This window comes from Citrobacter telavivensis (assembly GCF_041807075.1).
Taxonomy (GTDB): domain Bacteria; phylum Pseudomonadota; class Gammaproteobacteria; order Enterobacterales; family Enterobacteriaceae; genus Citrobacter_A; species Citrobacter_A telavivensis.
The window spans coordinates 202,266-221,426 of sequence record NZ_JBGUBF010000006.1 but is presented as its reverse complement, the minus strand read 5'-3'; the positions used below and the strand labels follow the sequence as shown (position 1 = coordinate 221,426).

The following is a 19,161-nucleotide window of genomic DNA, read 5'->3' as shown; positions in this document are numbered from 1 at the left end:
TCGAAATCCTGCGATTGGGTGGTCCGTGCTAAACAAGCACTTTCAAATTTTGGAGCGGGAAACGAGACTCGAACTCGCGACCCCGACCTTGGCAAGGTCGTGCTCTACCAACTGAGCTATTCCCGCAAATTTGTTGCTGTCGTAACGTGTAATTCTCTGTCGTTACGGGAGGCGCATTATACGAGAAATCTTCCCGCCTGCAACCCCTCTAAAAGCGATTTTTTTGAAATCAGGTTCAAGTGATTAATTAAGCAGCAGGCTGCACAATTTAGCGACAAAAACCCGACAGTGCAAGCCTGTCGGGTAGCAAACTTACAACTTTATAAAGTTCTCACGGTAATAAGCCAGTTCCGCCACCGACTCGCGGATATCGTCCATCGCCTTATGTGATCCCTCCTTGCTCAAACCGTCCAGAATTTCGGGTTTCCAGCGACGCGCCAGCTCTTTCAGTGTGCTCACATCCAGGTAGCGGTAATGGAAATACGCTTCCAGTTCCGGCATGTACTTAAACAAAAAGCGGCGATCCTGCCCAATGCTGTTCCCGCAGATCGGTGACTTACCCGCCGGCACCCACGCTTTCAGAAACTCAAGCGTCGCCAGTTCCGCTTCGCGATCGCCCATCGTGCTCGCCTTCACACGTTCCACCAGCCCGCTGCCGGTATGGGTACGCACGTTCCAGTCATCCATCAGCGCCAGCTGTTCATCGGACTGATGAACAGCGATGGTCGGCCCTTCTGCCAGAATATTCAGGTTGGCATCGGTGACCAGCGTGGCGATTTCAATTATGCGATCGCGCTCGGGATCCAGACCGGTCATCTCAAGATCAATCCAAATCAGGTTGTTTTCATTGGCACTCATGCTATTTTCCACCCCTCATACGTCACATTCAGTGTGACTACTCTCATCTAGAATTGTGTGTATCATAGATGTTTTGCCCAACATGGGCGACCAGGAGCCAGTACGATTGAGTAAAAATAAACTCTCCAAAGGCCAACAGCGCCGCGTGAACGCTAATCACCAGCGTCGTCTTAAAACGTCTAAGGAGAAGCCAGACTACGATGACAACCTGTTTGGCGAGACCGCTGAAGGTATCGTCATTAGCCGTTTTGGCATGCACGCCGACGTCGAATCTGCCGACGGTGAAATTCATCGCTGCAATATTCGTCGCACAATCCGTTCGCTGGTAACCGGCGACCGCGTGGTCTGGCGTCCCGGTAAAACGGCGGCGGAAGGTGTCAACGTCAAAGGCATCGTCGAGGCGGTACATGAACGTACCTCGGTACTGACACGCCCGGACTTTTACGATGGCGTAAAACCGATTGCCGCCAACATCGACCAGATTGTCATTGTCTCCGCGATTTTACCGGAGCTGTCACTCAATATTATCGACAGGTATCTGGTGGCCTGCGAGACATTGCAGGTTGAACCCATCATCGTGCTCAACAAAATTGATCTGCTGAATGACGAAAGCCTCGCTTTTGTGAATGAGCAGATGGATATCTATCGTCATATCGGTTATCGCGTGCTGATGGTCTCCAGCCATACTCAGGATGGTCTGAAACCGTTGGAAGAAGCGCTGACAGGGCGTATCAGCATCTTTGCTGGCCAGTCCGGCGTCGGCAAATCCAGCCTGCTCAACGCGCTGCTGGGGCTGCAGGAAGCCATTCTTACCAACGATGTTTCCGACAACTCCGGTCTGGGACAGCACACCACCACCGCTGCCCGTCTCTATCACTTCCCGCATGGCGGCGATGTCATTGATTCCCCTGGCGTGCGAGAGTTCGGTCTGTGGCACCTGGAGCCGGAACAAATCACCCACGGCTTTGTCGAATTTCATGACTATCTGGGACGGTGTAAATATCGTGACTGTAAGCACGACGCAGACCCAGGCTGCGCCATCCGTGCTGCCGTTGAAGACGGGAAAATTGCGGAAACCCGTTTCGAAAATTATCACCGTATTCTTGAAAGTATGTCGCAGGTAAAAACGCGTAAAAACTTTTCTGATACCGATGACTGACAACTAAGCTAAGCATCGCTAGAATCGTCCCCCTTTTTCAGGATCCGGTGCGAACGCCGGATCAGGAACGATAAAACAATGGCCTGGAGGCTACCTTGTTAAACTCATTTAAACTTTCGCTACAATACATTCTGCCGAAACTATGGCTCACTCGCCTGGCGGGCTGGGGCGCGAGCAAACGAGCGGGATGGCTGACTAAACTGGTTATCGATCTGTTCGTGAAGTACTACAAGGTCGATATGAAAGAAGCGCAGAAGCCGGATACCGCCAGCTACCGCTCATTCAATGATTTCTTTGTCCGTCCACTGCGTGACGACGTTCGCCCGCTGAATACCGATCCAAACGTACTGGTCATGCCGGCTGACGGCGTCATCAGCCAGTTAGGCGCTATCGAAGAAGATAAGCTCCTGCAGGCTAAAGGCCGCAACTACAGTCTGGAAGCCCTGCTGGCAGGCAACTACCTGATGGCGGATCTTTTCCGCAACGGTTCGTTTGTGACCACCTATCTGTCACCGCGCGACTACCACCGCGTGCACATGCCGTGCAACGGTATTCTGCGTGAGATGATCTATGTGCCGGGCGATCTGTTCTCGGTCAACCATCTGACCGCCCAGAACGTCCCGAACCTGTTTGCCCGTAATGAGCGTGTTATCTGCCTGTTCGATACTGAGTTTGGCCCAATGGCGCAAATTCTGGTCGGTGCTACGATTGTTGGCAGTATCGAAACCGTCTGGGCAGGGACCATCACGCCGCCGCGCGAAGGCGTGATCAAACGCTGGACCTGGCCTGCGGGCGAAAGTGAAGGTTCGGTTGCACTGCTGAAAGGTCAGGAAATGGGCCGCTTCAAGCTGGGTTCCACCGTAATCAATCTGTTCGCACCGGGCAAAGTGAATCTGGTCGAGCAGCTTGAAAGCCTTTCCGTGACCAAAATTGGTCAGCCGCTGGCGATATCTACCGAAACGTTTGTGATGCCAGAAGCGGAACCTGCACCGTTACCGGAAGAAGAAATTAACGCCGAGCACGACGCCAGTCCGCTGGTCGACGATAAGAAAGACGAAACTTAATACATACATAGCATCATGCGAGAAGCATCAAGCCGCTTAAATGATGACGTGTAGAGGGAAGCTGCTGTGCGCCTGATTATAACGTTTCTGATGGCCTGGTGCCTCAGCCTGGGGGCGTACGCTGCAACCGCCCCCGACGCCAAACAAATCACCCAGGAACTGGAGCAGGCAAAATCCGCAAAGCCTGCCCAGCCCGATGTCGTCGAAGCCCTTCAGTCTGCGTTGAACGCGCTTGATGAACGCAAAGGTTCTCTCGAGCGCGTTCAGCAATACCAGCAGGTTATCGATAACTTCCCGAAAATGTCCGCCAGTCTGCGCGCGCAGTTAACCAACCTGCGCGATGAACCCCGCAGCGTGTCGCCGGGCATGACGACCGATGCGCTGAATCAGGAAATCCTTCAGGTTAGCAGTCAACTGCTGGAAAAAAGCCGTCAGGCCCAGCAGGAGCAAGAGCGCGCCCGTGAGATTGCCGACTCGCTGAGCCAACTGCCCCAGCAGCAAACCGATGCCCGTCGACAGCTCAATGAGATTGAGCGCCGCATCGGTACCGCCACCGGCAACACCCCGCTCAACCAGGCACAAAATTTCAGTATGCAGGCGGAATCCGCCCGCCTGAAAGCGCTGGTTGATGAGCTGGAGCTGGCGCAGCTTTCGGCTAACAACCGTCAGGAACTGGCGCGTATGCGCTCCGAACTGGCGGAAAAACAGAGTCAGCAACTGGATGCGTATTTACAGGCTCTGCGCAATCAGCTCAACAGCCAGCGTCAGCGTGAAGCTGAACGCGCGCTGGAAAGCACCGAGCTCCTGGCAGAGAACAGCGCTGATTTACCGCCGGACATTGTTGCCCAGTTCAAAGTGAACCGGGAACTGTCAGCCGCGCTGAATCAGCAGGCGCAGCGCATGGATCTCGTCGCCTCTCAGCAACGTCAGGCCGCCAGTCAGACTCAGCAGGTACGACAGGCATTAACGACACTTCGCGAACAGTCGCAGTGGTTAGGTTCGTCTAACCTGTTGGGCGAAGCATTACGCGCTCAGGTGGCGCGTCTGCCGGAAATGCCTAAACCCCAGCAGCTGGATACCGAAATGGCGCAACTGCGCGTCCAGCGTCTGCGCTATGAAGATCAACTCAACAAACAGCCTCAGCTGCGCCAGCTCCATCAGGCGGACGGACAACCGCTCACTGCGGAACAAAACCGCATTCTTGAAGCACAGCTGCGCACCCAACGCGAGCTGCTGAATTCGCTGTTACAGGGCGGCGACACGTTAATCCTCGAGCTAACCAAACTGAAAGTGTCCAATAGTCAGCTTGAGGATGCGCTGAAAGAGGTGAACGAAGCGACCCACCGCTATCTGTTCTGGACCTCTGACGTTCGCCCAATGTCTTTCTCGTGGCCGATAGATATCGTGCAGGATCTGCGTCGATTGATCTCACTCGACACCTTCAGCCAGTTAGGTCAGGCCAGTCTGATGATGCTGACCAGCAGGGATACCCTGCTACCGCTGTTTGGCGCGTTGATTCTGGTCGGTTTCAGTATTTACTCACGTCGCCACTTCACCCGTTTTCTGGAACGTTCCGCCGCCAGAGTGGGCAAGGTGACGCAGGACCACTTCTGGCTCACGCTGCGTACCGTGTTCTGGTCGATACTGGTGGCCTCTCCGCTGCCGGTACTCTGGATGACGCTGGGATATGGACTGCGCGAAGCCTGGCCTTATCCTCTTGCCGTTGCGATAGGCGATGGCGTCACGGCGACTGTACCGCTGCTGTGGGTCGTGATGATTTGTGCGGCGTTTGCCCGGCCAAATGGCCTGTTTATTGCCCACTTCGGCTGGCCGCGCGAACGCGTGTCACGCGCAATGCGTTATTACCTGATGAGTATCGGGCTTATTGTGCCGCTGATCATGGCGCTCATCATGTTCGATAATCTGAACGATCGTGAGTTCTCCGGCTCACTCGGTCGTCTGTGCTTTATTCTGATTTGCGGTGCGCTGGCGCTGGTCACCCTGAGCCTGAAAAAAGCCGGCATTCCGCTCTATCTCGATAAAGAGGGCAGCGGCGATAATATTGTGAACAGCATGCTGTGGAACCTGATGACTGGCGCACCGGTGGTGGCGATACTGGCGGCTGCCGTGGGTTATCTGGCGACATCACAGGCGCTGCTGGCGCGACTGGAAACCTCCGTTGCCATCTGGTTCCTGCTGTTGGTGATTTACCACGTCATTCGCCGCTGGATGCTCATTCAACGCCGCAGACTGGCCTTTGACCGCGCCAAGCATCGTCGCGCGGAAATGCTGGCCCAGCGCGCGCGTGGCGAAGAGGAACCAGCCCATTCAACCAGCCTGGAAGGGACCATTGACGTTGACGAGAGTGAAGTCGACCTTGACGCCATCAGCACCCAGTCGCTACGTCTGGTACGTTCCATTCTGATGCTGATCGCCCTGCTGTCGGTCATTGTGCTGTGGTCGGAAATTCATTCCGCATTCGGCTTCCTCGAAAACATCTCGCTGTGGGACGTCACCTCTACGGTACAGGGGGTCGAAAGTTTAGAGCCCATTACGCTGGGTGCGGTGCTGATCGCCATTCTGGTGTTTATCATCACCACCCAACTGGTGCGTAATCTGCCTGCGCTTCTCGAACTGGCGTTGCTGCAACACCTCGATCTCACGCCGGGTACCGGCTACGCCATCACTACCATCACCAAGTACCTGCTGATGCTGATTGGCGGTCTGGTGGGCTTCTCGATGATTGGGATTGAGTGGGCAAAACTGCAATGGCTGGTGGCGGCACTCGGTGTTGGTCTGGGCTTTGGCTTGCAGGAAATCTTCGCCAACTTTATCTCCGGCCTGATCATCCTGTTCGAAAAACCGATTCGTATTGGCGATACGGTGACCATTCGCGATCTGACCGGCAGCGTAACGAAGATCAATACCCGCGCGACCACCATCAGCGACTGGGATCGCAAAGAGATCATCGTGCCGAACAAAGCGTTTATCACCGAGCAGTTCATCAACTGGTCGCTGTCCGATTCCGTGACGCGTGTGGTGCTGACCATTCCGGCACCGTCCGATGTGAACAGCGAAGAGGTGACGCAGATCCTGCTAACCGCCGCGCACCGCTGCTCACTGGTGATCGACAACCCGGCACCGGAAGTCTTCCTGGTCGATCTCCAGCAAGGGATCCAGATCTTTGAGCTGCGTATCTATGCCGCCGAGATGGGTCACCGTATGCCGCTGCGCCATGAAATCCACCAGTTGATTCTGGCAGGCTTCCGCGAGCACGGTATCGATATGCCGTTCCCACCGTTCCAGATGCGTCTGGAGAGTTTGAATGGCAGACAAACGGGGAAAATGCTCAGTTCTGCCGGCAGAAGAAGTCGCCCGGCGGGGAGTTTGTAAGTCTTCGTCATACCCGGCAGGGCAGACGGAACGGGCTTGTAGAGATGAAAAGTGGTGCACAACGCGCCGCTTTTCATCACATCAGAACGCGTTATGCACGATCAACCGTAAAAGCAATCACTTCCGCGAGGCTTTCCGCGCCCAGCGCCAGCATCACCAGACGATCGACGCCCAGCGCAACACCCGAGCAGTCCGGCATGCCGACCTTTAGCGCCTCGATCAAATTGTTATCGATAGGCTGCTGCGGCAATCCGCGCGCGGCGCGCTTGCGGTTGTCCTGTTCAAAACGCTGCTGCTGTTCACGCGCATCCGTCAGTTCATGGAAACCATTCGCCAGTTCAATACCTTTGAAGTAGACCTCGAAACGTTCCGCCACGCGGTGATCTTCCGTACTGATCTGCGCCAGTGATGCCTGACTTGCCGGGAAGTGATAAACAAACGTCGGTTTATCCTTGCCAATGTGCGGCTCAACACCCATCGCAAACAGCAGTTGCAGTAAGGTATCGCGATCTTCTTCAGTGTCGGCAATGTTGCTTAAGTCCAGCTTCGCGGCGACGTCGCGCAGTTGCGTTTTATCCGCAGAGAGTGGGTCTATCTCCAGATGACGCTGGAACGCCTGCTGATAAGAGAGGCTCTCCGCCGCCGGGCATTCCAGCACCTGCTGCAGCAGATCGTCCACCTCGTTCATCAACCGGTACATGTCGTAATGCGGACGATACCACTCGAGCATCGTGAACTCAGGGTTGTGATGGCGCCCCATCTCTTCATTACGGAAACTACGGCACAGCTGAAAGACCGGACCACACCCTGCCACCAGCAGACGTTTCATGTGGTATTCCGGGCTGGTCATTAAATAGAGGTTCATCCCCTGCGAATGGCCGGGGCCGACGAAACGCGTTTCGAACGGGAACAGATTAATGTCTGTGACCGTCGCCTGACTCATGCAGGGCGTCTCAACCTCCAGCACTCCGCGATCGGCAAAGAAACGACGAATTTCCGTCATAATTGCCGCGCGTTTTAACAGGTTAGGTATGGACGCGCTCGGCTGCCAGGTTGCCGTTTCGCTCATGGTTCTTTCTCCAGTTTAAGACAAGGGCACGAAGTCTACTCGTAACGCGGCAATGAAACAAATTTTGCTCAGGAATACTCAAGCGCGGCTAAAGAGTTAAAAAACCGTAGAAGGATGGTTTAGTAATTAAATTAATCAAAATCAATGATAATTCGCCCTTCCGACACGCCAAAAAAATCGAACACGTCAAATTTCCAGCACATAGCAGCGACTATACTGTTGTACCTATAAAGGAGCAGTGGAAACACGTTCGCTACCCACCTTTTTCAGGCTCTTTTACGAGATATGTGGTGGCGAAATTACAATAATCTGGAGGAATGTCGTGCAAACCTTTCAAGCCGATCTTGCCATTATAGGCGCCGGTGGCGCGGGATTACGTGCTGCAATTGCCGCAGCGCAGGCAAATCCTAATGCGAAAATCGCACTGATTTCAAAAGTGTACCCAATGCGCAGCCACACCGTTGCTGCCGAAGGGGGCTCAGCCGCTGTCGCCCAGGATCATGACAGCTTCGACTACCATTTTCACGATACGGTAGCGGGCGGAGACTGGCTGTGTGAACAGGATGTCGTGGATTATTTTGTCCACCACTGTCCTACCGAGATGACCCAACTGGAACAATGGGGCTGCCCGTGGAGTCGCCGCGAAGACGGTAGCGTCAACGTTCGTCGCTTTGGCGGGATGAAAATTGAGCGTACCTGGTTTGCTGCGGATAAAACCGGCTTCCATATGCTGCATACCCTGTTCCAGACCTCTCTGCAGTTCCCACAGATCCAGCGCTTTGACGAACACTTTGTGCTGGATATCCTGGTCGATGATGGTCATGCTCGCGGCCTGGTGGCGATGAACATGATGGAAGGCACGCTGATGCAAATCCGTGCTAACGCGGTGGTGATGGCAACAGGCGGCGCAGGTCGTGTGTATCGCTATAACACCAACGGCGGCATCGTTACCGGCGATGGCATGGGCATGGCGCTGAGCCACGGCGTTCCGCTGCGTGATATGGAATTTGTTCAGTATCACCCGACCGGCCTGCCGGGTTCCGGTATCCTGATGACCGAAGGCTGCCGTGGTGAAGGCGGTATTCTGGTCAACAAAAACGGCTACCGTTATCTGCAGGATTACGGCATGGGTCCGGAAACACCGCTGGGCGAGCCGAAAAACAAATACATGGAGCTGGGTCCGCGCGACAAAGTTTCTCAGGCCTTCTGGCATGAATGGCGTAAAGGCAACACCATCTCCACGCCGCGTGGCGATGTGGTTTACCTCGACCTGCGTCATCTGGGTGAGAAGAAACTGCTGGAACGTCTGCCGTTCATTTGTGAACTGGCAAAAGCTTACGTGGGCGTCGATCCGGTGAAAGAGCCGATTCCGGTTCGTCCGACCGCGCACTACACCATGGGCGGTATCGAAACCGATCAGAATTGCGAAACCCGCATCAAAGGTCTGTTTGCCGTCGGTGAATGTTCTTCTGTGGGTCTGCACGGCGCGAACCGTCTGGGTTCTAACTCACTGGCTGAACTGGTGGTCTTTGGCCGTCTGGCGGGTGAGCAGGCGATGGAGCGTGCATCGACAGCGGGCACCGCTAACGACGCCGCGCTCGACGCACAGGTTGCGGGCGTTGAACAACGGCTGAAAAACCTGGTTAACCAGGAAGGTAACGAGAACTGGTCGAAGATTCGCGACGAAATGGGACTCTCCATGGAAGAAGGTTGCGGTATCTACCGTACGCCGGAACTCATGCAGAAAACGGTTGATAAACTGGCCGAATTGCAGGAGCGCTTCAAGCGCGTTCGCATCACCGACACCTCCAGCGTATTCAACACCGACCTGCTGTACACCATTGAGCTGGGTCATGGTCTGAACGTCGCTGAATGTATGGCGCATTCCGCGCTGGCTCGTAAGGAATCACGTGGCGCGCACCAACGTCTGGACGAAGGTTGCACCGAGCGTGACGACGTCAACTTCCTCAAACATACTCTCGCCTTCCGCGATGCTGATGGCACGACTCGCCTCGACTATAGCGACGTGAAAATCACCACGCTGCCGCCTGCAAAACGTGTTTACGGTGCGGAAGCGGAAGCAGCCGATAAGAAGGAGAAGGCGTAATGGCTGAGATGAAAAACCTGAAAGTTGAGGTGGTGCGCTATAACCCTGAGACCGACACCGCGCCGCACAGTGCTTTCTATGAAGTGCCTTATGATGAAACAACGTCACTGCTGGATGCGTTGGGCTACATCAAAGATAACCTGGCGCCAGACCTGAGCTATCGCTGGTCCTGCCGTATGGCGATCTGCGGCTCCTGCGGCATGATGGTCAACAACGTACCGAAACTGGCGTGCAAAACCTTCCTGCGTGAATACACCAACGGCATTAAGGTTGAAGCGCTGGGCAACTTCCCGATTGAGCGCGATCTGGTCGTCGATATGACGCACTTTATCGAAAGTCTGGAAGCGATTAAGCCGTACATCATCGGTAACCCGCGTACGCCGGATCAGGGGCCAAACACCCAGACCCCGGCGCAGATGGCGAAGTATCACCAGTTCTCTGGTTGCATCAACTGTGGTCTGTGCTATGCCGCATGCCCGCAGTTCGGCCTGAACCCTGAGTTCATCGGACCGGCTGCGATTACCCTGGCGCATCGTTACAACGAAGACAGTCGCGACCACGGTAAGAAGGAGCGTATGGCACAGTTGAATAGTCCGAACGGCGTATGGACCTGTACTTTCGTGGGCTACTGCTCCGAAGTTTGTCCGAAGCACGTCGATCCGGCGGCTGCCATTCAGCAGGGTAAAGTGGAAAGCTCGAAAGACTTTCTTATCGCCACCCTGAAACCACGCTAAGGAGTGCAACATGACGACTAAACGCAAACCCTATGTGCGGCCGATGACGTCCACCTGGTGGAAGAAATTGCCGTTTTATCGCTTTTACATGCTGCGCGAAGGCACAGCCGTTCCGGCAGTCTGGTTTAGCATTGAGCTGATTTTCGGCCTGTTCGCACTGAAGCACGGTGTGGAATCCTGGGAAGGCTTCGTTGGTTTTCTGCAAAACCCGGTGGTGGTGATCCTCAACGTGATCGCCCTGGCGGCAGCACTGCTGCACACCAAAACCTGGTTTGAGCTGGCGCCGAAAGCAGCCAACATCATCGTAAAAAGCGAAAAAATGGGGCCAGAGCCGATCATCAAAGGTCTCTGGGCGGTTACTGTGGTGGCGACCGTAGTCATACTGTTTGTTGCCCTGTTCTGGTAAGGAGTCCGGGATGATTAATCCAAATCCAAAACGTTCTGACGAACCCGTATTCTGGGGTCTGTTTGGCGCAGGCGGTATGTGGGGTGCGATTATCGCGCCAGTGATGGTTCTGCTGGTGGGGATTCTGCTGCCGCTGGGTCTGTTCCCGGGCGATGCCCTGAGCTATGAGCGCGTACTGGCGTTTGCTCAGAGCTTTATCGGCCGTGCTTTCCTGTTCCTGATGATTGTCCTGCCGCTGTGGTGTGGCTTACACCGTATGCACCACGCGATGCATGACCTGAAAATCCATGTGCCGGCTGGCAAATGGGTGTTCTACGGTCTTGCAGCCATCCTGACCGTCGTAACGGCGATTGGCATTCTGTCTGTCTAAAGCAATCCGCCCTCTTATCTGCTGATAAGAGGGCGTTTTTTTCGTCCCCACCGTTATTTTCTCCACCAGGTTCTACACTTAGGAAAAACACCCTAAGGATAAACCTATGCGCCTGCTCCCTATCGTTGCCGCTGTGACGACTGCGTTTCTGGTGGTCTCCTGTAGTACCCCTACTCCGCCACAGGGCGTCACCGTGGTGAATAACTTCGATGCCAAACGCTATCTCGGGACCTGGTACGAAATTGCCCGTTTTGATCATCGCTTCGAACGGGGACTGGAAAAGGTCACAGCGACCTACAGTCCGCGCGATGACGGCGGTCTCAACGTGATCAATAAAGGCTGGAACCCGGACAGAGCGATGTGGCAGAAAAGCGAGGGGAAAGCGTATTTCACCGGCGACCCCAGCCGCGCCGCGCTGAAAGTCTCCTTCTTCGGTCCGTTCTACGGTGGCTATAACGTTATCGCGATCGACAGAGAGTACCGGCACGCGCTGGTCTGCGGCCCGGATCGCGACTACCTGTGGATACTCTCTCGCACGCCGACGCTTTCTGACGAAATGAAGCAGCAGATGCTGGCCGTCGCGACCCGGGAAGGGTTTGATGTCAGTAAACTAATCTGGGTGAAGCAGTCCGGTGCTTAGTGGGTGCTTAATTTCAGACCAATAATACCGACTACGATTAACGCCAGACTTGCCAGACGCATGGGATTAGCCGATTCACCCAGCAACAGAATGCCGGTGATGGCAGCACCGACGGCGCCAATCCCCGTCCACACGGCGTATGCAGTGCCCACGGGGAGCGTTTTCATCGCCCACGCAAGGAGCGCCATACTGACGATCATCGCGGCAATGGTGATGATACTCGGCGTCAGGCGACTAAAACCGTGAGTATATTTCAGACCCACGGCCCAAACCACTTCAAGCAGACCGGCGATGAGTAAGATTATCCAGGACATATCAGGCTCCAGAGAAATGGGGCCGTCCCCGGTGAAAGAAGCGTTAGCAGGTCGTCCTGTAACGCTGATGGTAGAAAAAACATTCTTGCCCGAGCGGCGGTGAATTTCAACATTTTTATCTTTTCGCACCTAAAAGGTTGAATTAGGCGCATTTCGCAGCGCATTTTGCCCATTCAGCACTCATCCGACTTCTCTATGATGGGACGCTTTCTGAAGTCAGGAAGCCATTTGCCTTACTTCTGAATGCGAAAACGCTATGTTGAAAATATTAGTGATTGACCGTTGCCACTTCACCCGCACAGGGATCGAGGCATGGCTTAATCATTCCGAACTCTTTAATACGTCGTTTCTGGTCTCTGGGCTCAATAACCTCTTACTGGTTAAAGAGCACATCCAGCAGTGGAAACCTCACCTGGTGATCGCGGACTTGTACGGTTTTCTCAACGACACCCAGTCGGCCCAGTATATTGCCCCGTTTTTTCTCGCCTGCGGTGGCAGTCCGTTGATATTACTGGAGTCTGGTGGTGCGATGGCGGAGACGCTGCGCTATCCGGTCTGTGCGTCATTAACCAAACAGGTTTCTCTGGCGGAGCTGGCTGAAAATATTCACAACGCGCTGCTAACCGGTTCGGTATCCGAAGCGCCCGGCAACGCCTCGACGCTGCTTACGCCACAGGAAGAGAAAGTGCTGACGATGTGGATGGAAGGGGCGAGTAACAACGCGATTGCCTGTGCGCTCAGCATTCATGGCAAAACGGTGTACACCTACAAACGCAATATCCGCATGAAATTACACATGGATAATCGCTTTTCGCCGTTTCTTGCGCCGTCTGAGCTGAAAAATTAACGGCACGACAAAACTCGCCGTACCGTTTACGCGGCTACTGCTGAGCTTTGGTTGCGGCGCCCGAAATGGCGTTGCCGCCGTCGGAAATATCCTCACCCATGCCGCGCGTGGTATTACAGGCAGTTAACACGGAGGAAAGTACCAACACAGATAAGATCGCTGCAATTGTCTTTTTAACCATAACGTCTTCCTTTTCTAGCCTATGTTGTTTGTGTAGTGCCACTTAATCATAGACAAGATCCCGAACAATGGCGGGAGATAGACGCTTTTTAGGACGACGAGAAGAAAATTAGCTGGCCGCGTGGGAAATGGAATTACCGAGGTGCTTAATATCCTCACCAAAGCCGCGTGCAGTATTGCAACCCGCCAGCAACGAGGCGGCGAGAAGAGCCAGTGTTACAAGACCGAGAAGACGTTTCATCATTCCTGCCCTGGAGAAATAATGGCGCAGCAAAAGCGCTGCACCATTATACCCGTCATACTTCAAGTTGCATGTGCGTTGGCTGCACTCATTCCCCCAGTCACTTACTTATGTAAGCTCCTGGGGATAAATGAGAGACATCCTGTCTCTCACCGAAGGCCAGCCTGCGGCTTCGCCCCTCCGGGGCCAGCGCTAGCGCTGTTCAAAGCCCTTTGGGCTTTGTCCTGCAACTCGAATTATTTAGGGTATATATGGAAATAACGCGGATTATTTAACGCGAGAGACGTACTCGCCTGAACGCGTATCCACTTTAATCACTTCGCCAATCTGAACGAACAGAGGCACTTTCACCACTGCGCCAGTAGACAGCGTGGCCGGCTTACCACCCGTACCTGCGGTATCGCCTTTCAGACCCGGATCGGTATCAACGATTTCCAGTTCAACAAAGTTCGGCGGCGTCACAGAGATAGGCTGACCGTTCCACAGGGTCACGATGCACTCAGCCTGATCCAGCAGCCATTTCGCGTTATCACCTACCGCTTTCTCATCAGCAGCCAGCTGTTCGAAAGTTTCGTTGTTCATGAAGTGATAGAACTCACCGTCGTTGTACAGGAAGGTCAGGTTCATATCGACCACGTCTGCGCCTTCGGCGGAGTCGGTGGATTTGAAGGTTTTCTCAACGCGGGTGCCGGTCAGCAGGCGACGCAGCTTAACGCGCGCGAATGCCTGGCCTTTACCTGGTTTAACGAATTCGCTGGCTTCAACCGCATACGGTTCGCCGTCCATCATGATTTTAAGACCAGCACGAAAATCGTTGCTATAGTACGTTGCCATAAGGCCCTCTGAAAATTGTTAACTGGTAGCTAAGCCACAAAATGGCGCATATTGTAACCCTAAATACCCCATCCAGAGAAGATTGGTTATCGCAACTTGCCGATGTTGTGACCAATCCCGATGAACTCCTGCGTCTTTTGAATATAGACGCAGATGAAAAACTGTTGGCCGGGCGTGATGCCAGACGTCTGTTCGCTCTGCGCGTGCCACGTGCCTTTATCGCGCGAATGGAAAAAGGCAATCCTGACGATCCGCTTTTACGTCAGGTACTTACCTCCGAGGATGAGTTTATTGCCGCGCCGGGTTTCTCCACCGATCCGCTTGAGGAACAACACAGCGTCGTACCGGGACTGCTGCATAAATACCGTAACCGGGCGCTGCTGTTGGTGAAAGGTGGCTGTGCGGTAAATTGCCGCTATTGCTTCCGCCGCCACTTCCCGTATGCGGAAAATCAGGGAAATAAGCGAAACTGGCAGGCCGCGCTGGACTACATTAGCGCGCATACCGAGCTGGATGAGATCATTTTCTCCGGCGGCGATCCGCTGATGGCCAAAGATCATGAGCTGGACTGGCTGCTCACGCAACTGGAAGCCATTCCCCATATCAAACGCCTGCGTATTCATAGTCGCCTGCCCATTGTCATCCCTGCGCGAATTACCGGGGAGCTGGTTGACCGCTTCACCCGTTCTTCGCTGCAAATCTTGCTGGTGAATCACATCAACCACGCCAACGAAGTCGATGAGTCCTTCCGGCAGGCGATGGCAAAACTGCGCACCGCAGGCGTTACGCTGCTCAATCAGAGCGTTCTGCTACGCGGCGTCAATGATAACGCCCGGACGCTGGCGAACCTCAGCAACGCACTGTTTGATGCAGGCGTCATGCCCTATTATCTGCATGTGCTGGATAAGGTTCAGGGCGCCGCGCATTTCATGGTGACAGACGATGAAGCCCGCCAGATTATGCGCGAACTGCTCACGCTGATATCGGGCTATATGGTGCCCAAACTGGCGCGGGAAATTGGCGGCGAGCCCAGTAAAACGCCACTGGATTTACAACTGCGTCAGCAATAACTTCTCAAACAGGTGTCCACTTCCGGACACCTGCTACCAAAACCCCCGGTTCCCTCCTCCCTGTATGTTATTTTAGCGACGCCTTGCGAACTATATATTTAAAAATCATATCTATAAGTCACAACCAATCGCTGAATTTATCATTGGTGAGGGAGAACCTTTATGGCTATTAGTATCAAAGGGGTTAATACGGGTGTTATCCGTAAAGCTAACGAATTCATAGCGCTGGCGCTGAAAATTAAAGAACCGAGGAACAAGGAATCGCTGTTTTTTCTGCCCGCGCTGGAATTACGCGATCTGCTGATCGCCGTAGAGAGTCGTCTGCATCAGAAGCAGCAACTGGGCGTCGCTGAACGTCAGCATTACGAAAAAACGCGCGATGTTATCAGCAAGAAAATGCAGGAAAACATCCCTGCGATGGTGGAAGACGAACTTCGACATGCAGATATTCATCGCCGCGTCACCGCCGTCGCCTTAACCGATGGAAGCAGCGACAGCTTAACGCTGACCTTCACGCTTCACGATGGCAATACCTGCATCCTGCAGGTGAACGAATTGCAGATTGAGATTCTGGTGTACGCCATTATTCGGGCGATAGAGAACGCTGGCATGCGGGAGCTGGCGCTGCGAATCTCCTCGCTGCTGGACTTTTTGCCGCTGTATGATGCGGACTGCCTGGACCATGAGCGACTGGAATACGACGCCTATGCGCAGCCAGAGTGGAAGCACTCGCTTTTCACACATTATCTTGCGGTGCTCTACCGTTTTACGGGTGAAACAGGAAAGGAGCAGTTCAGCGGCGCCATCGTGAAAACCCGCGTTCAGTCTGGTAGCCAGGAGACGGAAGCCATTTTACGGCGTTTACTCGACTTTAGCCCGAGACTGAAAAAGCTGGCAGGTAAGCCGTGTCAGGTCTTTGTCAGAACGCTGACGGCGAATAAAACGCAAACGCTAACCCAGGAGCAATGCCTGCGCGCGCTGCATCATTTACGGGTTCAGTCCGTTAATACGACAGCACAACACGCCTGATGGCGCGACGCTTATCAGGCCTACAGGTGTGAACACAGGCCTGATAAGAGGAATACCCGGCAACCACAGACACAAAGTCTATTAGTTAGGGCACTTATAAACCTGACCAATCATCTCACTGGCCGTTGGGACAAAGCTGGATAACATGCTCTGACTCGGGCTGCTGACGCCATAAATCACGTTGCCGCCCATGGCTGCCGCCTGGTTGCGCAGGTCATTTGCCGCACCACGCATAGAGCCGCCTTCTTCACCGTGCTGACCTGAAAGCCAGTTGCTCTGCTTACCGGTTGCCGTGCCAATTAGCTGACATTCAGCGCCAGGCTTATCTTCAACAAAGCGAACGCTTTGTCCTGCAGAACTCAGTTCGCTGCTGGAGCTACAACCCGCCATCAGTAGCGCGGCACCGACAATCCCTGCAAAATATTTCGCGTGCATGTTATTCCCCATAATCAATGAGCTGGACGTTTTGTCCGTCACTGAATCTTATACTAAAAAGATGACCAAAAGAAAAACCCCCGAACATTTCTGCCCGAGGGTTTCTCATTTTTCGCGAAATGCTGATTTAATCGAATAATTCAGGTTGCAGGCAGGCGGCAAGTTTATGATTCCCCGGGAGCTTACATTAGTAAGTGACCGGGGTGAATAAACGCAGCCAACGCACCTGCGGCTTGAAGTATGAAGATTAAATTACATCATGCCGCCCATACCACCCATGCCGCCCATACCACCAGCAGCACCTAAGTCAGGCGCGTCGCCTTTCGGCAGGTCGGTCACCATGCACTCAGTGGTGATCATCAGGCCAGCCACAGATGCCGCGTACTGCAGAGCAGAACGGGTCACTTTGGTTGGATCCAGGATACCCATGTCGATCATGTTGCCGTATTCTTCAGTTGCAGCGTTGTAACCGTAGTTACCGTCACCCGCTTTCACGGTGTTAGCCACAACAGACGGTTCTTCGCCGCAGTTCAGCACGATCTGACGCAGCGGGGATTCCATTGCGCGCAGCGCAACTTTGATACCCACGTTCTGGTCTTCGTTCTGACCACGCAGTTCAGACAGTTTGCTTGCTACGCGAATCAGCGCGACACCGCCACCGGCAACCACACCTTCTTCTACCGCAGCACGGGTCGCGTGCAGGGCATCTTCAACGCGGGCTTTCTTCTCTTTCATTTCAACTTCGGTCGCTGCACCGACTTTGATGACGGCCACGCCGCCTGCCAGTTTCGCTACGCGTTCCTGCAGTTTTTCACGGTCGTAATCAGAAGTCGCTTCTTCGATCTGCTGACGAATCTGAGTCACACGACCCTGGATTGCCGCTTCGTCACCCACGCCATCGATGATGGTGGTGGTGTCTTTGTTGATCACAACGCGTTTTGCCTGGCCCAGGTCTTCCAGAGTCGCTTTTTCCAGCTCCATACCGATCTCTTCAGAGATAACAGTACCGCCAGTCAGGGTTGCGATATCCTGCAGCATCGCTTTACGACGATCGCCGAAGCCAGGTGCTTTAACCGCAGCCACTTTCACGATGCCGCGCATGGTGTTAACCACCAGGGTCGCCAGCGCTTCGCCTTCCACATCTTCAGCGATGATCAGCAGCGGTTTGCCTGCTTTCGCAACGGCTTCCAGAACCGGCAGCATTTCGCGGATGTTGGAGATTTTCTTGTCAGCCAGCAGGATGAACGGGCTTTCCAGTTCTACTGCGCCAGTTTCCGGCTTGTTGATGAAGTACGGGGACAGGTAGCCACGGTCGAACTGCATACCTTCAACCACGTCCAGTTCGTCCTGCAGACCGGTACCGTCTTCAACGGTGATCACGCCTTCTTTACCGACTTTATCCATCGCTTCAGCGATCAGTTTACCCACGGTTTCGTCGGAGTTAGCGGAGATGGTACCCACCTGAGCAATGGCTTTAGAGTCAGAGCACGGTACGGACAGCGCTTTCAGTTCTTCAACCGCAGCCGCAACCGCTTTGTCGATACCACGCTTCAGATCCATCGGGTTCATACCCGCAGCAACGGCTTTCAGACCTTCAGTGATGATGGACTGAGCCAGTACGGTCGCGGTGGTGGTACCGTCGCCCGCTGCGTCGTTCGCTTTAGAGGCAACTTCTTTCACCATCTGCGCGCCCATGTTTTCGAACTTGTCTTCCAGTTCGATTTCACGTGCGACGGAAACACCATCTTTGGTGATGGTCGGTGCACCGAAGGATTTATCCAGAACCACGTTACGGCCTTTCGGACCGAGGGTAACTTTCACTGCGTCTGCCAGTACGTTTACGCCGCGCAGCATTTTCACACGAGCGTCGTTACCGAATTTTACGTCTTTAGCTGCCATTTTCTCTTTCCCTTAAATTCGTATGTTCAGTGTCGTTCGCGGATTACGCTTCAACAATTGCCAGAATGTCGCTTTCAGACATGATCAACACTTCTTCATTGTCGATCTTCTCAGATTTCACACCGTAACCATCGTTGAAAATCACGATGTCGCCGATTTTCACATCCAGCGGTTGCACGGTACCGTTATCCAGGATGCGACCCTTACCGACAGCGATGATTTCGCCACGAGTTGATTTACCCGCTGCAGAACCGGTCAGAACGATGCCGCCAGCAGATTTGGACTCAACTTCTTTACGTTTAACGATCACGCGATCATGTAACGGACGAATACTCATTGATAGCTCTCCTTTGAGAAGGTCTTTATCAGTTATGGGTGACGCCGGCCCGTTAAGGTTCCCGGCTAGTGACCAGAGAGATGGGGATGGGGTTTTGCCCCTTCAAGGGGCAATGTGAAAAAAAATTTTCTTCAGGCAAAAATCCTGCAAAAACCGTACTTATCTCACATTTCTC

General features: G+C 53.9%; 20 protein-coding genes and 1 tRNA gene. 11 read left to right on the top strand and 10 right to left on the bottom strand.

Annotation, left to right across the window (positions count from 1 at the left end; translation table 11 throughout):
• Positions 1–50 precede the first annotated feature (50 nt).
• Together ACERJC_RS21005 and orn are read right to left on the bottom strand one after the other, a co-directional pair.
• Positions 51–126: transfer RNA gene (locus ACERJC_RS21005), tRNA-Gly, on the bottom strand.
• Positions 127–312: 186 nt separating this feature from the next.
• Entirely contained in the window at positions 313–858 is a 546-nt protein-coding gene (gene orn, locus ACERJC_RS21000) for an oligoribonuclease (protein WP_152401654.1), read from the bottom strand.
• 106 nt (positions 859–964) lie between these two features.
• Here orn and rsgA point away from each other — a divergent pair, with 106 nt between their 5' ends.
• From rsgA to mscM, 3 genes are all read left to right on the top strand, one after another.
• Entirely contained in the window at positions 965–2,017 is a 1,053-nt protein-coding gene (gene rsgA, locus ACERJC_RS20995; protein ID WP_373672413.1) for a small ribosomal subunit biogenesis GTPase RsgA, read from the top strand.
• A gap of 95 nt (positions 2,018–2,112) precedes the next feature.
• Positions 2,113–3,081 (top strand): archaetidylserine decarboxylase, encoded by a 969-nt coding sequence (gene asd, locus ACERJC_RS20990; RefSeq protein WP_373672412.1) that lies wholly within the window; start codon positions 2,113–2,115, stop codon positions 3,079–3,081.
• 66 nt (positions 3,082–3,147) lie between these two features.
• Positions 3,148–6,474 carry a miniconductance mechanosensitive channel MscM gene (mscM, locus tag ACERJC_RS20985; protein ID WP_371896473.1) on the top strand — a complete coding sequence of 1,109 codons (3,327 nt, stop codon included), beginning with the start codon at positions 3,148–3,150 and terminating at the stop codon, positions 6,472–6,474.
• Positions 6,475–6,565: 91 nt separating this feature from the next.
• On the opposite strand, the gene epmA is transcribed toward mscM, so the two are convergent.
• The gene (epmA, locus tag ACERJC_RS20980; RefSeq protein WP_152401647.1) at positions 6,566–7,543 is read right to left on the bottom strand and encodes an elongation factor P--(R)-beta-lysine ligase; all 978 of its coding nucleotides are present in this window, start codon (positions 7,541–7,543) and stop codon (positions 6,566–6,568) included.
• A 322-nt stretch (positions 7,544–7,865) separates the two neighbouring features.
• Between epmA and frdA the strand changes: the two genes are divergently transcribed.
• From frdA to ACERJC_RS20955, 5 genes are all read left to right on the top strand, one after another.
• Positions 7,866–9,650: a fumarate reductase (quinol) flavoprotein subunit gene (gene frdA / locus ACERJC_RS20975; RefSeq protein WP_152401645.1), complete on the top strand. Its 1,785-nt coding sequence runs from the start codon at positions 7,866–7,868 to the stop codon at positions 9,648–9,650.
• Positions 9,650–10,384, top strand: coding sequence for a fumarate reductase iron-sulfur protein (frdB, locus tag ACERJC_RS20970; protein WP_152401643.1), 735 nt, complete (start codon positions 9,650–9,652; stop codon positions 10,382–10,384). Before frdA ends, frdB begins: the two co-directional genes overlap by 1 nt.
• A 10-nt stretch (positions 10,385–10,394) precedes the next feature.
• Positions 10,395–10,790, top strand: a complete 396-nt coding sequence (frdC, locus tag ACERJC_RS20965) for a fumarate reductase subunit FrdC (protein ID WP_152401641.1) — start codon at positions 10,395–10,397, stop codon at positions 10,788–10,790.
• A gap of 10 nt (positions 10,791–10,800) precedes the next feature.
• Positions 10,801–11,160 carry a fumarate reductase subunit FrdD gene (gene frdD, locus ACERJC_RS20960; RefSeq protein WP_042999169.1) on the top strand — a complete coding sequence of 120 codons (360 nt, stop codon included), beginning with the start codon at positions 10,801–10,803 and terminating at the stop codon, positions 11,158–11,160.
• A gap of 106 nt (positions 11,161–11,266) precedes the next feature.
• On the top strand, positions 11,267–11,800 hold the full coding sequence (locus tag ACERJC_RS20955; RefSeq protein WP_373672411.1) for a lipocalin family protein: 534 nt from the start codon (positions 11,267–11,269) through the stop codon (positions 11,798–11,800).
• Here the strand turns inward: ACERJC_RS20955 and sugE are convergent.
• A complete protein-coding gene (sugE, locus tag ACERJC_RS20950) occupies positions 11,797–12,114 on the bottom strand; it encodes a quaternary ammonium compound efflux SMR transporter SugE (RefSeq protein WP_042321373.1) in 318 nt (105 codons plus the stop codon). The genes ACERJC_RS20955 and sugE overlap by 4 nt on opposite strands.
• Positions 12,115–12,370: 256 nt before the next feature.
• Between sugE and ACERJC_RS20945 the strand changes: the two genes are divergently transcribed.
• Complete coding sequence (locus tag ACERJC_RS20945; protein ID WP_178823681.1) at positions 12,371–12,961, top strand: LuxR C-terminal-related transcriptional regulator; 591 nt, start codon at positions 12,371–12,373, stop codon at positions 12,959–12,961.
• Between the two features lie 34 nt (positions 12,962–12,995).
• On the opposite strand, the gene ecnB is transcribed toward ACERJC_RS20945, so the two are convergent.
• The 3 genes from ecnB to efp form a co-directional block, all read right to left on the bottom strand.
• Positions 12,996–13,142 carry a lipoprotein toxin entericidin B gene (ecnB, locus tag ACERJC_RS20940; protein WP_046494356.1) on the bottom strand — a complete coding sequence of 49 codons (147 nt, stop codon included), beginning with the start codon at positions 13,140–13,142 and terminating at the stop codon, positions 12,996–12,998.
• A 108-nt stretch (positions 13,143–13,250) separates the two neighbouring features.
• Positions 13,251–13,385, bottom strand: a complete 135-nt coding sequence (locus tag ACERJC_RS20935; RefSeq protein WP_042321364.1) for an entericidin A/B family lipoprotein — start codon at positions 13,383–13,385, stop codon at positions 13,251–13,253.
• Between the two features lie 264 nt (positions 13,386–13,649).
• Positions 13,650–14,216 carry an elongation factor P gene (gene efp / locus ACERJC_RS20930; protein WP_046494350.1) on the bottom strand — a complete coding sequence of 189 codons (567 nt, stop codon included), beginning with the start codon at positions 14,214–14,216 and terminating at the stop codon, positions 13,650–13,652.
• Between the two features lie 41 nt (positions 14,217–14,257).
• Between efp and epmB the strand changes: the two genes are divergently transcribed.
• Together epmB and yjeJ are read left to right on the top strand one after the other, a co-directional pair.
• Positions 14,258–15,286, top strand: a complete 1,029-nt coding sequence (gene epmB / locus ACERJC_RS20925) for an EF-P beta-lysylation protein EpmB (RefSeq protein WP_152401635.1) — start codon at positions 14,258–14,260, stop codon at positions 15,284–15,286.
• A 162-nt stretch (positions 15,287–15,448) separates the two neighbouring features.
• Positions 15,449–16,315, top strand: a complete 867-nt coding sequence (yjeJ, locus tag ACERJC_RS20920; RefSeq protein ID WP_373672410.1) for a YjeJ family protein — start codon at positions 15,449–15,451, stop codon at positions 16,313–16,315.
• Positions 16,316–16,396: 81 nt separating this feature from the next.
• On the opposite strand, the gene ACERJC_RS20915 is transcribed toward yjeJ, so the two are convergent.
• The 3 genes from ACERJC_RS20915 to ACERJC_RS20905 all read right to left on the bottom strand — a co-directional run bounded on the left by ACERJC_RS20915 (position 16,397) and on the right by ACERJC_RS20905 (position 18,986).
• Entirely contained in the window at positions 16,397–16,750 is a 354-nt protein-coding gene (locus tag ACERJC_RS20915) for a DUF4156 domain-containing protein (protein ID WP_046494343.1), read from the bottom strand.
• A 252-nt stretch (positions 16,751–17,002) separates the two neighbouring features.
• Positions 17,003–18,649 (bottom strand): chaperonin GroEL, encoded by a 1,647-nt coding sequence (gene groL, locus ACERJC_RS20910; RefSeq protein WP_152401630.1) that lies wholly within the window; start codon positions 18,647–18,649, stop codon positions 17,003–17,005.
• Positions 18,650–18,692: 43 nt separating this feature from the next.
• Positions 18,693–18,986, bottom strand: coding sequence for a co-chaperone GroES (locus tag ACERJC_RS20905; protein WP_152401628.1), 294 nt, complete (start codon positions 18,984–18,986; stop codon positions 18,693–18,695).
• Between the last annotated feature and the right edge of the window lie 175 nt (positions 18,987–19,161).